Source organism: Methylobacterium sp. J-088, assembly GCF_022829295.1.
GTDB lineage: Bacteria > Pseudomonadota > Alphaproteobacteria > Rhizobiales > Beijerinckiaceae > Methylobacterium.
This window is the reverse complement of the sequence record NZ_JAKSYH010000179.1, coordinates 108,117-123,203: the sequence shown is the minus strand read 5'-3', so window position 1 is coordinate 123,203 and position 15,087 is coordinate 108,117. Positions and strand designations below refer to the sequence as shown.

Here is a 15,087-nt window from a genome sequence, read left to right as displayed (position 1 = left end):
ACGAGGCGGGGGACGGCTGGAAGGCCACGGCGCCGATGCGGGTTCCGGGGGTGCGTGCACCCTGCCCGAGACCGCTAACGGGGAGTCGCAGGACCGGGACGTCGACAAGACGCCGCGACGAGACAGACGGCACCGGCCGGGGACCACGCCCGATCGATGCCGCGGGCGCCGCGGGGACCGGATCCCGCGCGTACTTGGCCGACACCTGGGTTCCCGCGGCGTCCCGCGTCCCGCGTGTTGCTTCTTGGGCCATGCCCCCGGCGCCAATGGCGGGTGGGGACGATGACGTATGTCCGGCGCGACACGATTTGGCATCGGAGCCTTGCGGCTCCGGGCGACCCGGAATTGAGATCAGCGCTGGCTCGTCGCTCAGCTTGGCACATGTAGGAGAATGCGTTGCGGCCGGAGATGCGGAAGCAGAAAAGCCGCACGACGGGCGGCCGATTTGGCCGCCCCCAGCGCCGATCAGGCCGCGATCGCCTGCGCGGTCGGCCCGGCGGCGCGCACGTCGGAATCGACATGGGCCTCGAACCGCTTGAAGTTGTCGTCGAACATCTTCACCAGCCGAGCCGCCGTCTCGACGAAGGCGCCCTTGTTGCCCCAGGTCTTCACCGGGGTGAGGATGTGCGACTCGACGCCCGGCACCGCCACCGGCACAGCGAAGCCGAAATACGGATCGCGCCGGAACTCCGCCTGCGACAGCGAACCATCGAGCGCCGCGCTCAGCAAGCGGCGCGTCACGCGGATCGGCATCCGCCGGCCGGTGCCGACGCCGCCGCCGGTCCAGCCGGTATTGACCAGCCAGCAATCGACGCCGTGTTCCGCGATCAGATCGCGCAACAGGTTGCCGTAGGTGCTCGGGTGCCGCGGCATGAACGGGGCGCCGAAGCAGGTCGAGAAGGTCGCCTCGGGCCCGGTCAGGCCGCGCTCGGTGCCCGCAACCTTGGCGGTGTAGCCCGAGAGGAAGTGGTACATCGCCTCTGCACCGGTGAGCTTGGCGATCGGCGGCATCACCCCGAAGGCGTCGCAGGTCAGCATCACGATGTTCTTCGGATGCCCGGCCCGGCCGGTCGCGCTGGCATTGGCGATGAAGTCGAGCGGGTAGGCGCAGCGGGTGTTCTCGGTGAGCGACGCGTCGTCGAAGTCGGGCGCCCGGGTGACGGGATCGATCACCACGTTCTCCATCACCGTGCCGAAGCGCTCGGTGGTGGCGTAGATCTCGGGCTCGGCGTTGCGCGAGAGCCGGATCGTCTTGGCGTAGCAGCCGCCCTCGAAATTGAAGATGCCCTCGGGAGACCAGCCGTGCTCGTCGTCGCCGAGAAGCTGGCGGGAGGAATCGTTCGACAGCGTGGTCTTGCCGGTGCCGGACAATCCGAAGAAGATCGCCGAGCCGCCCTCGGCGTCGAGCGCCACGTTGGCCGAGCAATGCATCGGCATCACGCCCTGTTTGGGCAGGATGTAGTTGAGATAGGTGAAGACCGACTTCTTCATCTCGCCCGCGTAGGCGGATCCGCCGATCAACACGAGCTTCTTGGAAAAATCGATGGCGATCACGGTCTTGGACCGGCAGCCATGCCGGGCGGGATCGGCCTGAAAGCTCGGCAGGTCGATGATCGTCAGGTCCGGCACGTAGGCGGCGATCTCCGAACGGTCCGGCCGGATCAGCAGGTTGCGGATGAACAGCGAGTGCCACGCGAATTCGGTGAACACCCGGGCCTTCACCCGGTGGGCCGGATCGGCACCGCCGTAGAGGTCCCGGGCGAACAGCTCCTTGCCGGCGGCGTGCGTCAGGAAATCCTGGCGCAGGGTCTCGAACTGATCCGGCGTGATCGCGCCGTTGTTGTCCCACCAGACCTCGTTCTCGGTGCTCGCGTCGCGCACCACGAACTTGTCCTTGGGCGAGCGGCCGGTATGGCTGCCCGTGGTCGCCACCAGGGCGCCGCCGCGGGCGAGCTGACCCTCCTTGCGGGCCAGCGCCTCCTCGTAGAGGCGTGGCGCCTCGAAATTCCAGTGGACGGCCTTGAGGTCGCGGAAGCCGGCCGCCTCGGCGCCGTGGGCCGCGTTGTGATCACCGATGTTGGTCAAGAGCGTATCTCCCGGGCCCCTGTTCGACCGTCGACGCGACTGTGCCGGACGCGATCCGCGTCCGGGATTGCCCGGGGGACGTCCGTGCGGTCGTACAGGTCCGCCGCACGCAGGTTCACCGCTCCCCGGCCGCTTCCCCTTCCACTGAGTAGACGGCGAAGCTTCGCTGTCATTATGAGCTTCGCGGGAGGCCCGCAATGTGGACAAACAGGTTAGACCACAGTTGCGCCTGCAGGAACCCATGTCTGTAAGCAGTCACCCGCATCGGCCGATCACACGACACGGGCGGACCGGCATGGGAATACCCATATCTCGATGATGCACTGGGTCGCGCTTGCATGCCGACCGGCGACAGGTATGCCCGTCGCGGACAGCGCCCCCGTCCACGCCCCAGACTCTTTCCAGAGGCACGATGCCCCAAGCCGTCGCCGGCCCCGAGATCGAACGCCTGATCCAGCTTCTCGCCCGCATGCCCGGGCTGGGCCCGCGCTCGGCCCGGCGGGCCGCCCTGCAGCTCATCAAGCGGCGCGACACGCTGCTCGGCCCCCTGGCGGACGCTATGCGGGTCGCGGTCGAGCGCATCGTCGTCTGCACGAGCTGCGGCAACGTCGATACCTCCGAGCCCTGCACGATCTGCCGGGATACCGAGCGCGATCCCACGACCTTGGTGGTGGTGGAAGATGTCTCCGATCTCTGGGCGCTGGAGCGCTCCGGGGCCGTGAAGGCGCGCTACCACGTGCTCGGCGGCGTGCTCTCGGCGCTCGACGGCGTGCGGCCGGAGCACCTGAACCTCGCCTCCCTGGTGGAGCGCGTGGCCGAACCCGTGGTCACGGAGGTGATCCTGGCGCTCAACGCCACCGTCGATGGGCAGACCACGGCCCATTACGTCACGGAATCGATCCGCCACTGCGACGTGAAGGTGACGCGCCTCGCCCACGGTGTGCCGGTCGGCGGGGAACTCGATTACCTCGACGAGGGGACGCTCACGGCGGCGATCCGAAGCCGGACCGTGTTCTGAGGCCGCACGCTATTTGACCGGTCTCGACCCGCATCCTATTCGACAAAAAAGCCCGGACCCGACCCGGCGCTATCCCTGCCGGTTGCCGCCATGACCATCCGCCCGCTCGTCATCCTCCCCGATCCCGTCCTGCGCCGCATCTCCGATCCGGTCGGCCCGATCACCGGCGAGATCCGGACCCTCGTGGCCGACATGTTCGAGACGATGTACGACGCCCCTGGCGTCGGCCTCGCGGCGATTCAGGTCGGCGTGGCGAAGCGCGTCGTGACCATCGATACCTCGAAGGAGGAGGGCGTGCGCAAGCCGCAGGTCTTCATCGATCCCGAAATCGTCTGGTCCTCGGAGGAGAAGCGGGTGTACGACGAGGGCTGCCTGTCGATCCCCGAATATTACGGCGAGGTCGAGCGGCCGGACCGGGTCCGCGTGAAGTTCCGCGACCTCGACGGCAAAGAGCACGAGATCGCGGCCGATAGCCTGCTCGCCACCTGCATCCAGCACGAGATCGACCATCTGAACGGTGTGCTGTTCATCGACCACCTGTCGAAGCTGAAGCGGGACCGGGTGCTCAAGAAGTTCACCAAGGCGGCCAAGCGCGACGCGGCCTGAGCCGGCCATGCGCATCGTATTCATGGGCACCCCGGACTTCGCGGTGCCGACGCTGGCCAGGCTCGCTCAGGACGGCCACACCATCGCGGCCGTCTATACCCGTGCCCCCGCCAAGGCCGGCCGCGGCATGAGCCTGCGCCCCTCCCCGGTCCACGCGCTGGCCGAACAGCTTGGCGTGCCGGTTCTGACGCCCCCCACCCTGCGCGCGCCGGAGGCCGCGGAGACGTTCGCCGCGCATGGGGCCGAGGTCGCGGTGGTGGTGGCCTACGGGATGCTGTTGCCGCAGGCGATCCTCGACGCGCCGAAGCACGGCTGCCTGAACCTGCACGGCTCCCTGCTGCCGCGCTGGCGCGGGGCTGCGCCGATCCAGCGTGCGGTAATGGCGGGGGATGCCGAGAGCGGTGTCGGCGTGATGCGGATGGAAGCCGGGCTCGATACCGGGCCGGTCGCCCTGGAGGCACGGGTCGCGATCACCCCCGGCATGACAGCGGGCGAACTACACGACGCGCTGATGCCGGTCGGCGCCGACCTGATGGCCCGCGCCCTGGGCCTTCTCGATCAGGGGGCGCTCACCTTCACGCCGCAGCCGGACGCGGGTGTCGTCTACGCCCATAAGATCACCAACGCCGAGGCACGGATCGACTGGTCTCGCCCGGCCGCCGAAGTCGCCAACCAGATCAACGGCCTGTCGCCCTTCCCCGGCGCCTTCTTCGAATTGGATCTCGGCAAGGGCCCGGAGCGGGTGAAGGTTTTGCGCGCGTTGGCCAGTGTCGGATCGGGCGCAGCGGGGACGCTGCTGGACGCCGAGGGAGCCGTCACCTGCGGGACGGGGGCTGTGCGTCTGACAGAGCTGCGCCGGGCCGGCAAGGGTGGCAGTGCGAGTGGGGCCGAGTTCGTCCGCGGTGCCCGGCTGACGCCCGGGGCCTTCCTCGGCTGATGCCCCGCTACAAGCTTGTCATCGAATACGATGGTGGCCCGTTCTGCGGGTGGCAGCGGCAGGCCGATGAACCCACGGTGCAGGCGGCCATCGAGGCCGCCGTGCTGCGCTTCTCGGGCGAGGATGTTCGGTCGACCTGCGCCGGACGAACCGATGCGGGCGTTCATGCGATCCATCAGGTTGCCCATCTCGACCTCGCCAAGGCGTGGCGGACCGACACCGTCCGCGACGCCGTCAATGCGCATCTCCGGCCGCAGCCGGTTGCCGTGCTTTCGGCCGAGATCGTGCCGGAGAGCTTCGATGCCCGCCACTCGGCGATCCGGCGCCACTATCGCTACCGGATCCTCAACCGGCGCAGCCCGGCAGCGCTCACGCGGGACCGGGTCTGGCAGGTGCCTTGGAGGCTGGACGCGGATTTGATGCGCGCGGCGGCTCAGCGCCTCGTCGGCCACCACGACTTCTCGGCTTTCCGGGCCGCCGAATGCCAGGCCAAGAGCCCAATGCGCACGCTGGAGCAGCTCGACGTCGCCCATGTACCGATGGCGCTGCACGAAGAGATCGTCGTGGCGACCGCGGCGCGCTCCTTCCTGCACCATCAGGTGCGCGCGATGGTCGGTACGCTGATGCTCGCCGGCTGCGGGCGGCTCTCGGCCGACGATGTCGCCGACATCCTGGCGACCGGCGACAAGCGCCGGTGTGGGCCCCTGGCGCCGGCCGCGGGGCTGACGTTCGTGGGGGTAGACTACGAGTTCGAAAAATAAGCCTCCAGAACCCGCTCGTAGATCGCCGTCAGCCGTTCCAGATCGGCGACGGCTACGCACTCGTCGGTCTGGTGCATGGTCTCGCCCACGAGGCCGAACTCGATCACCGGGCAGGCATCCTTGATGAAGCGGGCATCCGAGGTACCGCCCGTGGTCGACAGGATCGGTGTCAGGCCGGTCTCGGCCTGGATCGCCGCGGAGACCAGATCCACGAAGGCGTCAGGCTGCGTCAGGAACGCAGGCGCGTTCGAAGGCTGAAGATCGAGGGTGAAGTGCACCGCGTTCCCGGCCGCCTGCTCCAGCCGTCGGCGGACCTCGCCACCCAGGCTCTCGGCCGTCCAGTCGTCATTGAAGCGCACGTTGAACGTCGCCCGGGCGGTCGCCGGGATCACGTTGGTCGCAGGGTTGCCGACATCGATCGTCGTGAATTCAAGATTCGAGGCGTCGAAATGCGCCGTGCCCCGGTCGAGCGGCTCCGCAATCAGCGCCGAGGCGAGGCGCAGGAGTCCCGGAATTGGATTCTTGGCCTTGTGTGGATAGGCGACGTGGCCCTGTCGGCCGAGCACCGTGAGCTTGCCGGTGAGCGAGCCCCGGCGGCCGATCTTGATCATCTCGCCCAGCCGGCCCGGATTGGTCGGCTCGCCGAGCACGCAATGATCGAAGCGCTCGCCGCGCGTGCGCGCCCAGTTGAGTAGCTTTACGGTGCCGTTGACCGCCGGCCCCTCCTCGTCGCCGGTGATCAGGAAGGCGATGGACCCGGAGAAGTCGGCGCCTCGGCGTCCCAGGAAGGCCAGGGTCGCGGCAAGCATGCACGCGATGCCACCCTTCATATCAGCGGCTCCGCGGCCGTACAGCATCCCGTCGGCCACCGCGCCGTCGAAGGGGCCGTGTCGCCAGGCCCCCTCCCCCTCCGGCACGACATCGGTGTGGCCAGCGAAGACCAGGCAGGGGCCACGCGTCCCGATACGCGCGAACAGGTTCGGCGTGTCGGGATAGCCGGACTCGGCGAAGACCGGCCGCTCGATGGTAAAACCCACCAGCCCGAGCGCATCCGCGACCACGTCGAGGGCGCCGCGATCCTCCGGGGTGACGGAGGGGCAGCGGATCAGGGCTTGCGCGAGGCGCAGAGCGGGGTGCGGGGCATCGTGCTCTGCCGGCATGGAGCGTCCTCGGCGGCGGAAAGCGCCTTCGCAGCCCGCTTACCCCGAAGCGGGCCGCGAGGGGGAGTCCCGCTACTTGGTGACCACCACCTGCACGTCGCCGTGGCGGCGCTGCACCGAGACGGTGACGTCGTCGTCGTAGCGCTGGAACCGGATATCGAGATGCGATTGGCCGAGCCGAACGTTGTAGAGCGTTACCCCGTCGAGGAAGCCCGGCAGAATCGGGTTCTTCAACCGGACGCTGTTACCGGCATGGTCGAGTTCGAGCCCGAGGCACGCGGCCAGGAACGCGAAGGGCGCCGCTGCAGCCCAGGCCTGCGGGCTGCAGGCCACGGGGTACGAGACCGGCCCGCGCTGCTTGCGCCGCATGAAGCCACAGAACAGCTCCGGCAGCCGCTTCTGGTCCTGGTAGAGTGAGGTGTCGAACATCCCCTGGAAGATGCGCGCCGCCTCGTGCTTCCGATCGTAGCGCGCGAGACCCATCGCGATGAGCGCGTTGTCGTGCGGCCAGATCGAGCCGTTGTGGTACGACATCGGGTTGTAGCGCGCCTCGCCCTTGGCGATCGTACGCACACCCCAGCCGTTGAACCCGTCCTTGCCCAGCAGGGTCTCGGCGACCCGCTCGGCACGCTCCGGCTTAGCGATTCCCGTGAACAGGGCGTGGCCGGCATTGGAAGAGCGCACGGCACATTGCTTTTTCTCACCGTCGAGGGCGAGCGCGTAGGTGCCAATCTCCTCGTTCCAGAACGCCGCGTCGAATTTTTCGCGCAGGATTGTGGCCTCCTGGGTCAGGCGCTCGGCCAGCGGATCGTGCCCGAGCAGCGCCGCGAGCTTCGCCATGCCATGCTTGGCCGCATAGACGTAGCCCTGCACCTCGCAGAGCGCGATCGGCCCCTTGGCGAGTTGACCGTCCGTATGGAAGATCGAATCGTGGCTGTCCTTCCAGCCCTGGTTCTCCAGACCCTTGTCGGTGTCGCGGGCGTATTCGACGAAGCCGTCGCCGTCCCGGTCGCCGTATTGGTCCATCCAGTCGAGGGCGAGTTCCAGCGCCGGCCAGATCGCCCGCACGGTCTCGAGGTCGCCTGTGACAGCGTAGTATTCCCAAGCCAGCATCACGAAGAGTGGCGTGCCGTCGATCGTTCCGTAATAGTGCCGAAACGGCACCTCTCCGAGCATCGCCATCTCGCCGCGACGCGTCTCGTGCAGCACCTTGCCGGGCTGGGCATCGGCAGCAGGATCGACCGCCCTAGCCTGCGTCGAGGCGAGGTAGCGCAGCACACCCCGGGCGAACTTCGGGTCGATCCAGAGCGCCATCATCGCCGTGATGATGCCATCGCGGCCGAACACCGTGGAGTACCAGGGGATGCCCGCGAAGGGGTAGATCCCCTCCGGCGTGCGGCTCGCCAGCATGTAGAGGTCGGCCGTCGCCCGGCAGAGGCCTTCGTTAAATTGGTCGTTCGACGAGATGATCGTTGTGATCCCGGCCGTCAGCGTCCGCAGGTCGCGGCGCGAATCCCGGTAGGCGCGGGCGAAGATCATCCCCTCGCCGAGATCCTTCGGTTCCCGCCGGGCGCCGCCGGCATTAGCCGCGAGCGTCAGCTTGGCGGCCGCATCCTCGCCGACCATCGTGTCGGTCGGCGGCTTGGTGAAGGCCCGGTGCGCCTCGAAGGTCACGCGAATAAACAGCGAAACCTTGCCCTCCGGAGGCAGCGACACGTCGAAGGCCACGCGGCCCGGCTCGATCAGGTCCGGCTTCGGGCCAAAATGCAGAGCGGTGGTCCGCACGATCTCGTCCAGGCCGACATAGCGGAACTGGACTTCCCGATCGCTCGCCACCAGCACGCCGCGCTTGCCGCGCTCCTTGCGGTCGGTGCCGCGCACCTCGAACAGGTCGCGGAAATCCGCGTCGAAAATCACGGCGATCCGCAGGCGGCGGTGCTTCGAATCGAAGGAGCGCAGGCCGATCCGGTCGTAGCAGGCGCCGCGGAACAGGAACTTGGTGCGCTCGATCGCGATCGTCTCGCGGGGGATCGAGGTCTCGTCGTGCGCGTCGATGCGGATGTCGGGCGTCGTCATGTCGACGCTGAGCGCGCCATTATCGTCCTGCATCACAGAGGAGAGCATCAGCGGGCGCTGTCCCTCGACGGTCACTTCCAGGCGGGACAGGTAGCGCGTGTCTTGGAAATACAGGCCCTCGGGTCCCGGCTGAACACCGATATCGCCGTAGGAGTCCAGAACCCCGAACGCCTCACCGAACTTCAGCGATCGGAGCGGCCGCTCCACCAGGGAGGTCTGCGCCTCAATGTGGTAGGGCGGCAGCACGTCGTCCGCGTCTTGGAAACCGTGCGCGAAACCTGGGCCGGCGGCCGCATTCCGGGTCGTCGCCCCATGACTCAAAGCCTCTTGGGCCGCTGCCGTGTTGTCCGCCATGCAGGGCATCTCCGGGTGCTGTGAGGGTACGAATCGAGAGGGCCGCCGCATCGATGCTGATGCCGCGGCCCTTGTTCACCTGATGGATGAGTCGCCTTTAAGACGTTCGGCCAATCCAGGCCCGTCTTGCAAGCCCGGTGCCGATGATTACGCCGGCATGGCAGCGACGGGAATCGCCGGACGGGCAGAGCCGTTCAGCTCACCGTATTGCGGCTTGAAGCTCGAGCTCGGCAGCTTGATCACATCGGCACCGCGGCTGAGCAGTTCCTCGTAAGCAGCAACGTATTTCTTGACCATGCACTCGGCGGTGAAGTTGCCCTCGAAGTGGCGGCGCACACCAGCGCGGCTCATGGTTTTCACCTTGGCCACCGCGGCGACGGCATCGTCCATAGTCTCGCAGAGCACGCCGCTCACACCGTCCTTGATCACCTCCGGCACCGAGCCGTTCCGGAAGGCGATCACCGGCGTGCCGGCCGACATCGCCTCGATCATTACCAGGCCGAACGGCTCCGGCCAATCGATCGGGAAGGCGAGCGCCAGGGCGTTGCCGAGGAAATCCTTTTTCTGCTCCTCATTGATCTCACCGATGAACTCCACCAGCGGGTGGTGGATCATCGGCTCGATCTTCTCGTTCCAGTAATCCTGATCAGCCTTGTCGACCTTCGCGGCGATCTTGAGCGGCGTGCCGGAGCGGATCGCCATCTCGATGGCGCGGTCGGGCCGCTTCTCGGGCGAGATCCGGCCGAGGAACGCGAGGTAACCGCCCTTGGTCTCGGGGGTATACGGGCAGTTCTGGGCCGGCAGGCCGTGATGGATCGTCGCCAGCCAGTTCGAGGTCGGCGGCATGGGCAGACGCTGGTTGTCGGAGATCGAGACCAGCGGCATGCCGGTGAAAGTGCGGTAAACCGGCATGAAATCCGGCACGTCCAGACGGCCGTGCATCGTTGTGAGGCACTTGTGGTTCAAGTCCTCGAACATCGGGTACTGCAGCAGGTCGATATGGAAGTGCAGGATATCGAATTCGTGGGCGCGGCGGTGCACCTGATGCAGCATTGCCAAGTGGCTGGCGGTGTGATCGCGGTAGCCCAACAGGCGCAGGCCTTCTGGGGTGCAAGACGCGAGTTTGGCAGACGTATCGGAGTCGCCGCTGGCGAACAGCGTGACTTCGTGGCCCTGGCGGACCAGTTCCTCCGTAATCCAGCTGACGACGCGCTCGGTGCCGCCGTAGAACTTCGGAGGAACGGCCTCCGACAACGGAGCGATCTGGGCAATGCGCACGGAGTGTCTCCTAGTTGGCCGAATTTGACGGGGGGTCTAACCCTGCCGGCCTGAGCGGGACATGAATGAAACTGACGGCTAAGGTTATGGTTCCTGGCGACCCCGGTGTCGCGCACCGTTTTGTGCGGTGCGCTCGCTGTCCCCGAATTCCTCCGAATCACCACTGCTTTCAGGCTGCACCGAAACAGCCTCGGGGCAGGACCGTTCCGCCGTCATAGGTCCGTGGCCGGCAATTTCACCCGATCCGCCCTGCAGCCCAAACGTTGCCGCCGCGTCAACTTTCTGTCATAAGCCGCCCCGCGTCGAACCGCCCGGCCGATAGGGCTGCCGTGGCGGCTCGTGCTGCTCCATCAGAAGCATCAACGCGCGATCCTCATCCGACCTTCACGGGTCGGCTCCGGGAATATTCGCGCAACGGAGAGCCAAATGCCCAAGTTGAAGACCAAATCCGGCGCTAAGAAGCGCTTCAAGATCACCGGCACCGGCAAGGTGATGTACGCCCAGGCCGGCAAGCGCCACGGGATGATCAAGCGGACGACTAAGCAGATCCGCAACCTGCGCGGCACCACGACGATGTTCGAGGGTGATGCCGCCAACGTGAAGAAGTACTTCCTGCCGAACGCGCGGTAAGCCTTCAACACCCGTTGCCACTGTCTTTCGTCGAATCCAGGAGATAACCGATGGCCCGCGTCAAACGCGGCGTGACCAGTCACGCGAAGCACAAGAAAGTTCTGAAGGCCGCCAAGGGCTATTACGGCCGGCGCAAGAATACGATCCGCATCGCCAAGCAGGCGGTCGAAAAGGGCATGCAGTATGCCTACCGCGACCGCAAGAACAAGAAGCGCACGTTCCGCGCGCTCTGGATCCAGCGCCTCAACGCGGCGGTCCGCGAGCATGGACTGACCTATTCGCGCTTCATCGACGGTCTGTCGAAGTCGGGCATCATCGTCGACCGCAAGGCACTGTCGGAACTGGCGATCCACGAGCCGGCGAGCTTTGCCGCCGTGGTCGAGAAGGCCAAGGCCGCGCTGCCCCAGACCACCGCCAAGGCCGCCTGATCCGGGCCCACGGCGAGACGCACGGAAGGCGCGGTTCCCCCGGGGGCCGCGCCTTCGTCGTTTTCAAGGGTCCGTCCGGTGCTTGCGCCCGGGCGCACAACGCGCGACAGCACCCGCGACGGCGCCTTTCCAACCCAGTTCGATGACTGCGATGACCGATCTCGACACCCTCGAACGCGACCTCCTAACCCAGGTATCGACGGCCGCCGACGAGGCGGCCCTCGACGCGGTGCGCGTTTCCGCGCTCGGCAAGAAGGGCAGCATCTCCGACCTGCTGAAGACTTTGGGCAGCATGACCCCGGAGGAGCGCAAGGAGCGCGGACCCCTGATCAACGGCCTGCGCGATCGGGTGCAGGGCGCCGTTACTGCGCGCAAGACCGAACTCGCCGAAGCCGCCCTGGAGGCCCGTCTTGCCTCCGAGCGGATCGACGTGACCCTGCCGGCTCGCGAGGCGCCGGAGGTACGCGGACGGATCCATCCGATCTCGCAAGTCATCGACGAGATCACCGCGATCTTCGCCGATATGGGCTTCGCGGTGGCCGAAGGGCCCGACATCGAGACCGACGAGCTCAACTTTACCGCCCTTAACTTCCCGCCCGGCCACCCGGCCCGGGAGATGCACGACACCTTCTTCCTGGCGCCGGACCGCGACGGGAAGCGCAAGGTGCTGCGCACTCACACCTCGCCGGTTCAGATCCGGACGATGCGGGCGCGAACGCCGCCGATCCGGGTGATCATTCCGGGCCGGACCTACCGGCACGATTCCGACCAGACCCACACGCCAATGTTCCATCAGGTTGAGGGGCTGGTGATCGACACTAGCGCCAACATCGCCAACCTGAAATGGGTGCTGGAGGAATTCTGCAAGGCGTTCTTTGAGGTCGAGGGCGTCAAGATGCGCTTCCGGCCGTCCTTCTTCCCGTTCACCGAGCCGTCCGCGGAAGTGGACATCCAGTGCTCGCGCAAGGGCGGCGAAATCCGCTTCGGTGAGGGCGACGACTGGCTGGAAATCCTAGGCTGCGGGATGGTCCACCCGAACGTGCTGCGCAATTGCGGACTCGATCCAGACGTCGTCCAGGGCTTCGCCTTCGGGGTCGGCATCGATCGCATCGCCATGCTCAAATATGGGATGCCGGACCTGCGCCCGTTCTTCGAGGCGGATGTCCGATGGCTCGACCATTACGGGTTCCGGCCGTTGGATGTGCCGAGCCTCGTGGGCGGCCTCACGGGCTAAGTCGCCCCGGCTCCACCCGCGCCCCTCCGGCCCCGGTGATGGCCCCGCAATCCTGTTCCTCCGACGGTCGAGCCGACATCAGGCTCTCGAAGGTCCATCATGAAATTCACCCTCTCCTGGCTCAAGGACCACCTCGACACCGAGGCCTCCCTCGACACCATCGCCGAGACGCTGACGCGGATCGGCCTGGAGGTGGAGGGCGTCGAGGACAAGGCCGCTGCGCTCAAGCCCTACGTGGTCGCCAAGATCCTGACGGCCGAGCAGCATCCGAACGCCGACCGGCTGCGGGTCTGCACCGTCGAGACCGGGGCCGGCGCGCCGACGCAGGTCGTCTGCGGAGCGCCGAACGCCCGCGCCGGCCTCGTGTCGGTCTTCGCGCCGCCTGGCACCTACGTCCCGGGCAAGAACATCACCCTGTCGGTCGGCACGATCCGCGGCGTCGAGAGCCACGGCATGCTTTGCTCGGGCGCCGAACTCGGCCTCGGCGAGGACCATGACGGCATCCTCGAACTCCCGGCCGAGGCTCCGATCGGCCAGTCCTACGCGCTCTATGCCGGACTCGACGATCCGGTCATCGAGATCAACCTGACGCCCAACCGCCCGGATTGCACCTCGGTCCACGGCATCGCCCGCGATCTCGCCGCCGCCGGCATCGGCACGCTGAAGCGCGAGGCCCTGCCGGTCGTGCCCGGCGAGGGCCCCTGCCAAGTCGGCGTCGAAGTGGCCTTCGATGCGGGCGACCGGCACCTCTGCCCACTCTTCGCCCTGCGGCTGGTGCGCGGCGTCAGGAACGGCCCCTCCCCGGCCTGGATGCAAGCCCGGCTGCGGGCCATCGGGTTGCGCCCGATCAACGCGCTGGTCGACATCACCAACTACGTCACCTTCGACCGCGGCCGCCCGCTGCATGTGTTCGACGCCGCCAAGGTCTCCGACAGGCTCGTTGTCCGCCGGGCGCAGGACGGCGAGAGCCTGCTCGCCCTCGACGGCCGCACTCACACGCTCTCCGGCGATACCGTGGTGATCGCCGACGGGAACGGCGTCGAATCCATCGCCGGCATCATGGGCGGCCAAGCGTCGGGCTGCGATGAGACCACCACGGACGTGCTGATCGAATCGGCCCTGTGGGATCCGACCAACATCGCGCAATCGGGCCGGCGCCTCGGCATCATCACCGATGCCCGCTACCGCTTCGAGCGCGGCGTCGATCCGGCCTTCGCGCTCCCGGGACTCGATCTCGCAACTCGCCTCGTGGTCGACCTCTGCGGCGGCACGCCGAGCGTAGCACAGATCGCCGGCGAACCGCCCGAATTCGAGCGGATCATCGACTTCCCCTGGACCGAGGTTCGCCGCCTCGCCGGCCTCGACGTCCAGCCCGGCGAGATGCAGCGAATCCTGGAGACGCTCGGCTTCCACGTCTCCGACACCGGCGAGCGGGTGCAGGTCCACACCCCGTCCTGGCGGCCCGACGTGGAGGGCAAAGCCGACCTCGTGGAGGAGATCGTGCGTATCGCCGGCCTCGACCGAATCGTGGCGACGCCCCTGCCGCGTCTGGCCGGCATCGGCGGTGCGCTGCTCACGGTGATGCAGAAACGCACGCGGACTGCCAAGCGCGCCCTGGCGAGCCGCGGCCTGTTGGAGGCGGTGACGTGGTCCTTCGTGTCGCATGACGATGCCGTGCTGTTCGGCGGCGGCGGCGCCGACCTTGCCCTAGCCAATCCGATCGCCTCCGACCTGTCGGACATGCGCCCAAGCCTCGTGCCTGGCCTGCTGCGCGTGGCGCAGCGCAACGCGGACCGCGGCTACCCGGATGCCGCCCTGTTCGAGGTCGGCCAGTGCTTCGCCTCCGACGAGCCGGAGGGCCAGACGATCCGCGCGGCGGCGATCCGCCGGGGCAGCGCGACCCTGTCGGGAGCCGGGCGCCATTGGGATGGCGCGACCGAGACTGTAGACGCGTTCGACGCCAAGTCCGACGCCCTGGCGCTGCTTGGCAGCCTCGGCGTGCCGACGGGTGGGCTTCAGGTGACGGCCGGCGGACCGTCCTGGCTGCATCCCGGCCGCTCGGGGACGCTGCGGTTTGGGCCAAAAACCGAGATCGGCTGGTTCGGCGAGGTGCACCCGCGGACGCTTCAGGCCCTCGATCTCAAGGGCAGCCTCGTCGCCTTCGAGATCGTGCTCGACGCGCTGCCGCTCCCCAAGCAGAAGCCGACCAAGGCCAAGCCGGCGCTCGTGCTCGCCGAATTCCAGCCCCTGTCGCGCGACTTCGCTTTCGTGGTCGGCCGCGACGTGCCGGCCGGCGACCTCGTCAAGGCGGCCCAGAACGCTGAGCGCAAGCTGGTCACGGCGGTCGATGTGTTCGATCTCTACGAGGGCCCAGGCGTGCCGGAGGGCGCGAAGTCGGTGGCGATCGCAGTGCGGCTGCAGCCGGTGGACCGCACGCTGACCGATGCCGAGATCGAGGCCGTGAGCGCCAAAATCGTCGCCGAAGTTATGCGCCGGACCGGCGCGACGCTGCGCGCCTGA

The 15,087-nt window shown here is 67.6% G+C and carries 12 protein-coding genes; 8 read left to right on the top strand and 4 right to left on the bottom strand.

What is annotated here, in order from left to right; all coding sequences use genetic code 11:
* Positions 1–465: 465 nt before the first annotated feature.
* A complete protein-coding gene (locus tag MKK63_RS20630; RefSeq protein WP_244005086.1) occupies positions 466–2,085 on the bottom strand; it encodes a phosphoenolpyruvate carboxykinase in 1,620 nt (539 codons plus the stop codon).
* Positions 2,086–2,497: 412 nt separating this feature from the next.
* On the opposite strand from MKK63_RS20630, the gene recR reads away from it, so the two are divergent.
* From recR to truA, 4 genes are all read left to right on the top strand, one after another.
* Positions 2,498–3,103, top strand: a complete 606-nt coding sequence (gene recR / locus MKK63_RS20625) for a recombination mediator RecR (RefSeq protein WP_244005084.1) — start codon at positions 2,498–2,500, stop codon at positions 3,101–3,103.
* 90 nt (positions 3,104–3,193) lie between these two features.
* A complete protein-coding gene (gene def / locus MKK63_RS20620; RefSeq protein ID WP_244005082.1) occupies positions 3,194–3,709 on the top strand; it encodes a peptide deformylase in 516 nt (171 codons plus the stop codon).
* Positions 3,710–3,716: 7 nt separating this feature from the next.
* Complete coding sequence (gene fmt / locus MKK63_RS20615; RefSeq protein ID WP_244005080.1) at positions 3,717–4,646, top strand: methionyl-tRNA formyltransferase; 930 nt, start codon at positions 3,717–3,719, stop codon at positions 4,644–4,646.
* Complete coding sequence (gene truA / locus MKK63_RS20610) at positions 4,646–5,407, top strand: tRNA pseudouridine(38-40) synthase TruA (protein ID WP_244005078.1); 762 nt, start codon at positions 4,646–4,648, stop codon at positions 5,405–5,407. The genes fmt and truA overlap by 1 nt, the downstream gene beginning before the upstream one ends.
* Here truA and dapE read toward each other — a convergent pair.
* The 3 genes from dapE to MKK63_RS20595 all read right to left on the bottom strand — a co-directional run bounded on the left by dapE (position 5,389) and on the right by MKK63_RS20595 (position 10,275).
* A complete protein-coding gene (gene dapE / locus MKK63_RS20605) occupies positions 5,389–6,567 on the bottom strand; it encodes a succinyl-diaminopimelate desuccinylase (protein WP_244005076.1) in 1,179 nt (392 codons plus the stop codon). The genes truA and dapE overlap by 19 nt on opposite strands.
* 72 nt (positions 6,568–6,639) lie before the next feature.
* The gene (locus MKK63_RS20600; RefSeq protein ID WP_244005074.1) at positions 6,640–8,997 is read right to left on the bottom strand and encodes a glycogen debranching N-terminal domain-containing protein; all 2,358 of its coding nucleotides are present in this window, start codon (positions 8,995–8,997) and stop codon (positions 6,640–6,642) included.
* Between the two features lie 147 nt (positions 8,998–9,144).
* The gene (locus MKK63_RS20595; RefSeq protein ID WP_244005073.1) at positions 9,145–10,275 is read right to left on the bottom strand and encodes a glycosyltransferase family 4 protein; all 1,131 of its coding nucleotides are present in this window, start codon (positions 10,273–10,275) and stop codon (positions 9,145–9,147) included.
* Positions 10,276–10,701: 426 nt separating this feature from the next.
* Here MKK63_RS20595 and rpmI point away from each other — a divergent pair, with 426 nt between their 5' ends.
* The 4 genes from rpmI to pheT all read left to right on the top strand — a co-directional run bounded on the left by rpmI (position 10,702) and on the right by pheT (position 15,087).
* Positions 10,702–10,905, top strand: a complete 204-nt coding sequence (gene rpmI, locus MKK63_RS20590; protein ID WP_243924925.1) for a 50S ribosomal protein L35 — start codon at positions 10,702–10,704, stop codon at positions 10,903–10,905.
* 50 nt (positions 10,906–10,955) lie between these two features.
* On the top strand, positions 10,956–11,333 hold the full coding sequence (gene rplT, locus MKK63_RS20585) for a 50S ribosomal protein L20 (RefSeq protein ID WP_244005071.1): 378 nt from the start codon (positions 10,956–10,958) through the stop codon (positions 11,331–11,333).
* Positions 11,334–11,484: 151 nt separating this feature from the next.
* A complete protein-coding gene (gene pheS, locus MKK63_RS20580) occupies positions 11,485–12,567 on the top strand; it encodes a phenylalanine--tRNA ligase subunit alpha (RefSeq protein ID WP_244005069.1) in 1,083 nt (360 codons plus the stop codon).
* Between the two features lie 99 nt (positions 12,568–12,666).
* Positions 12,667–15,087, top strand: a complete 2,421-nt coding sequence (pheT, locus tag MKK63_RS20575) for a phenylalanine--tRNA ligase subunit beta (RefSeq protein WP_244005066.1) — start codon at positions 12,667–12,669, stop codon at positions 15,085–15,087.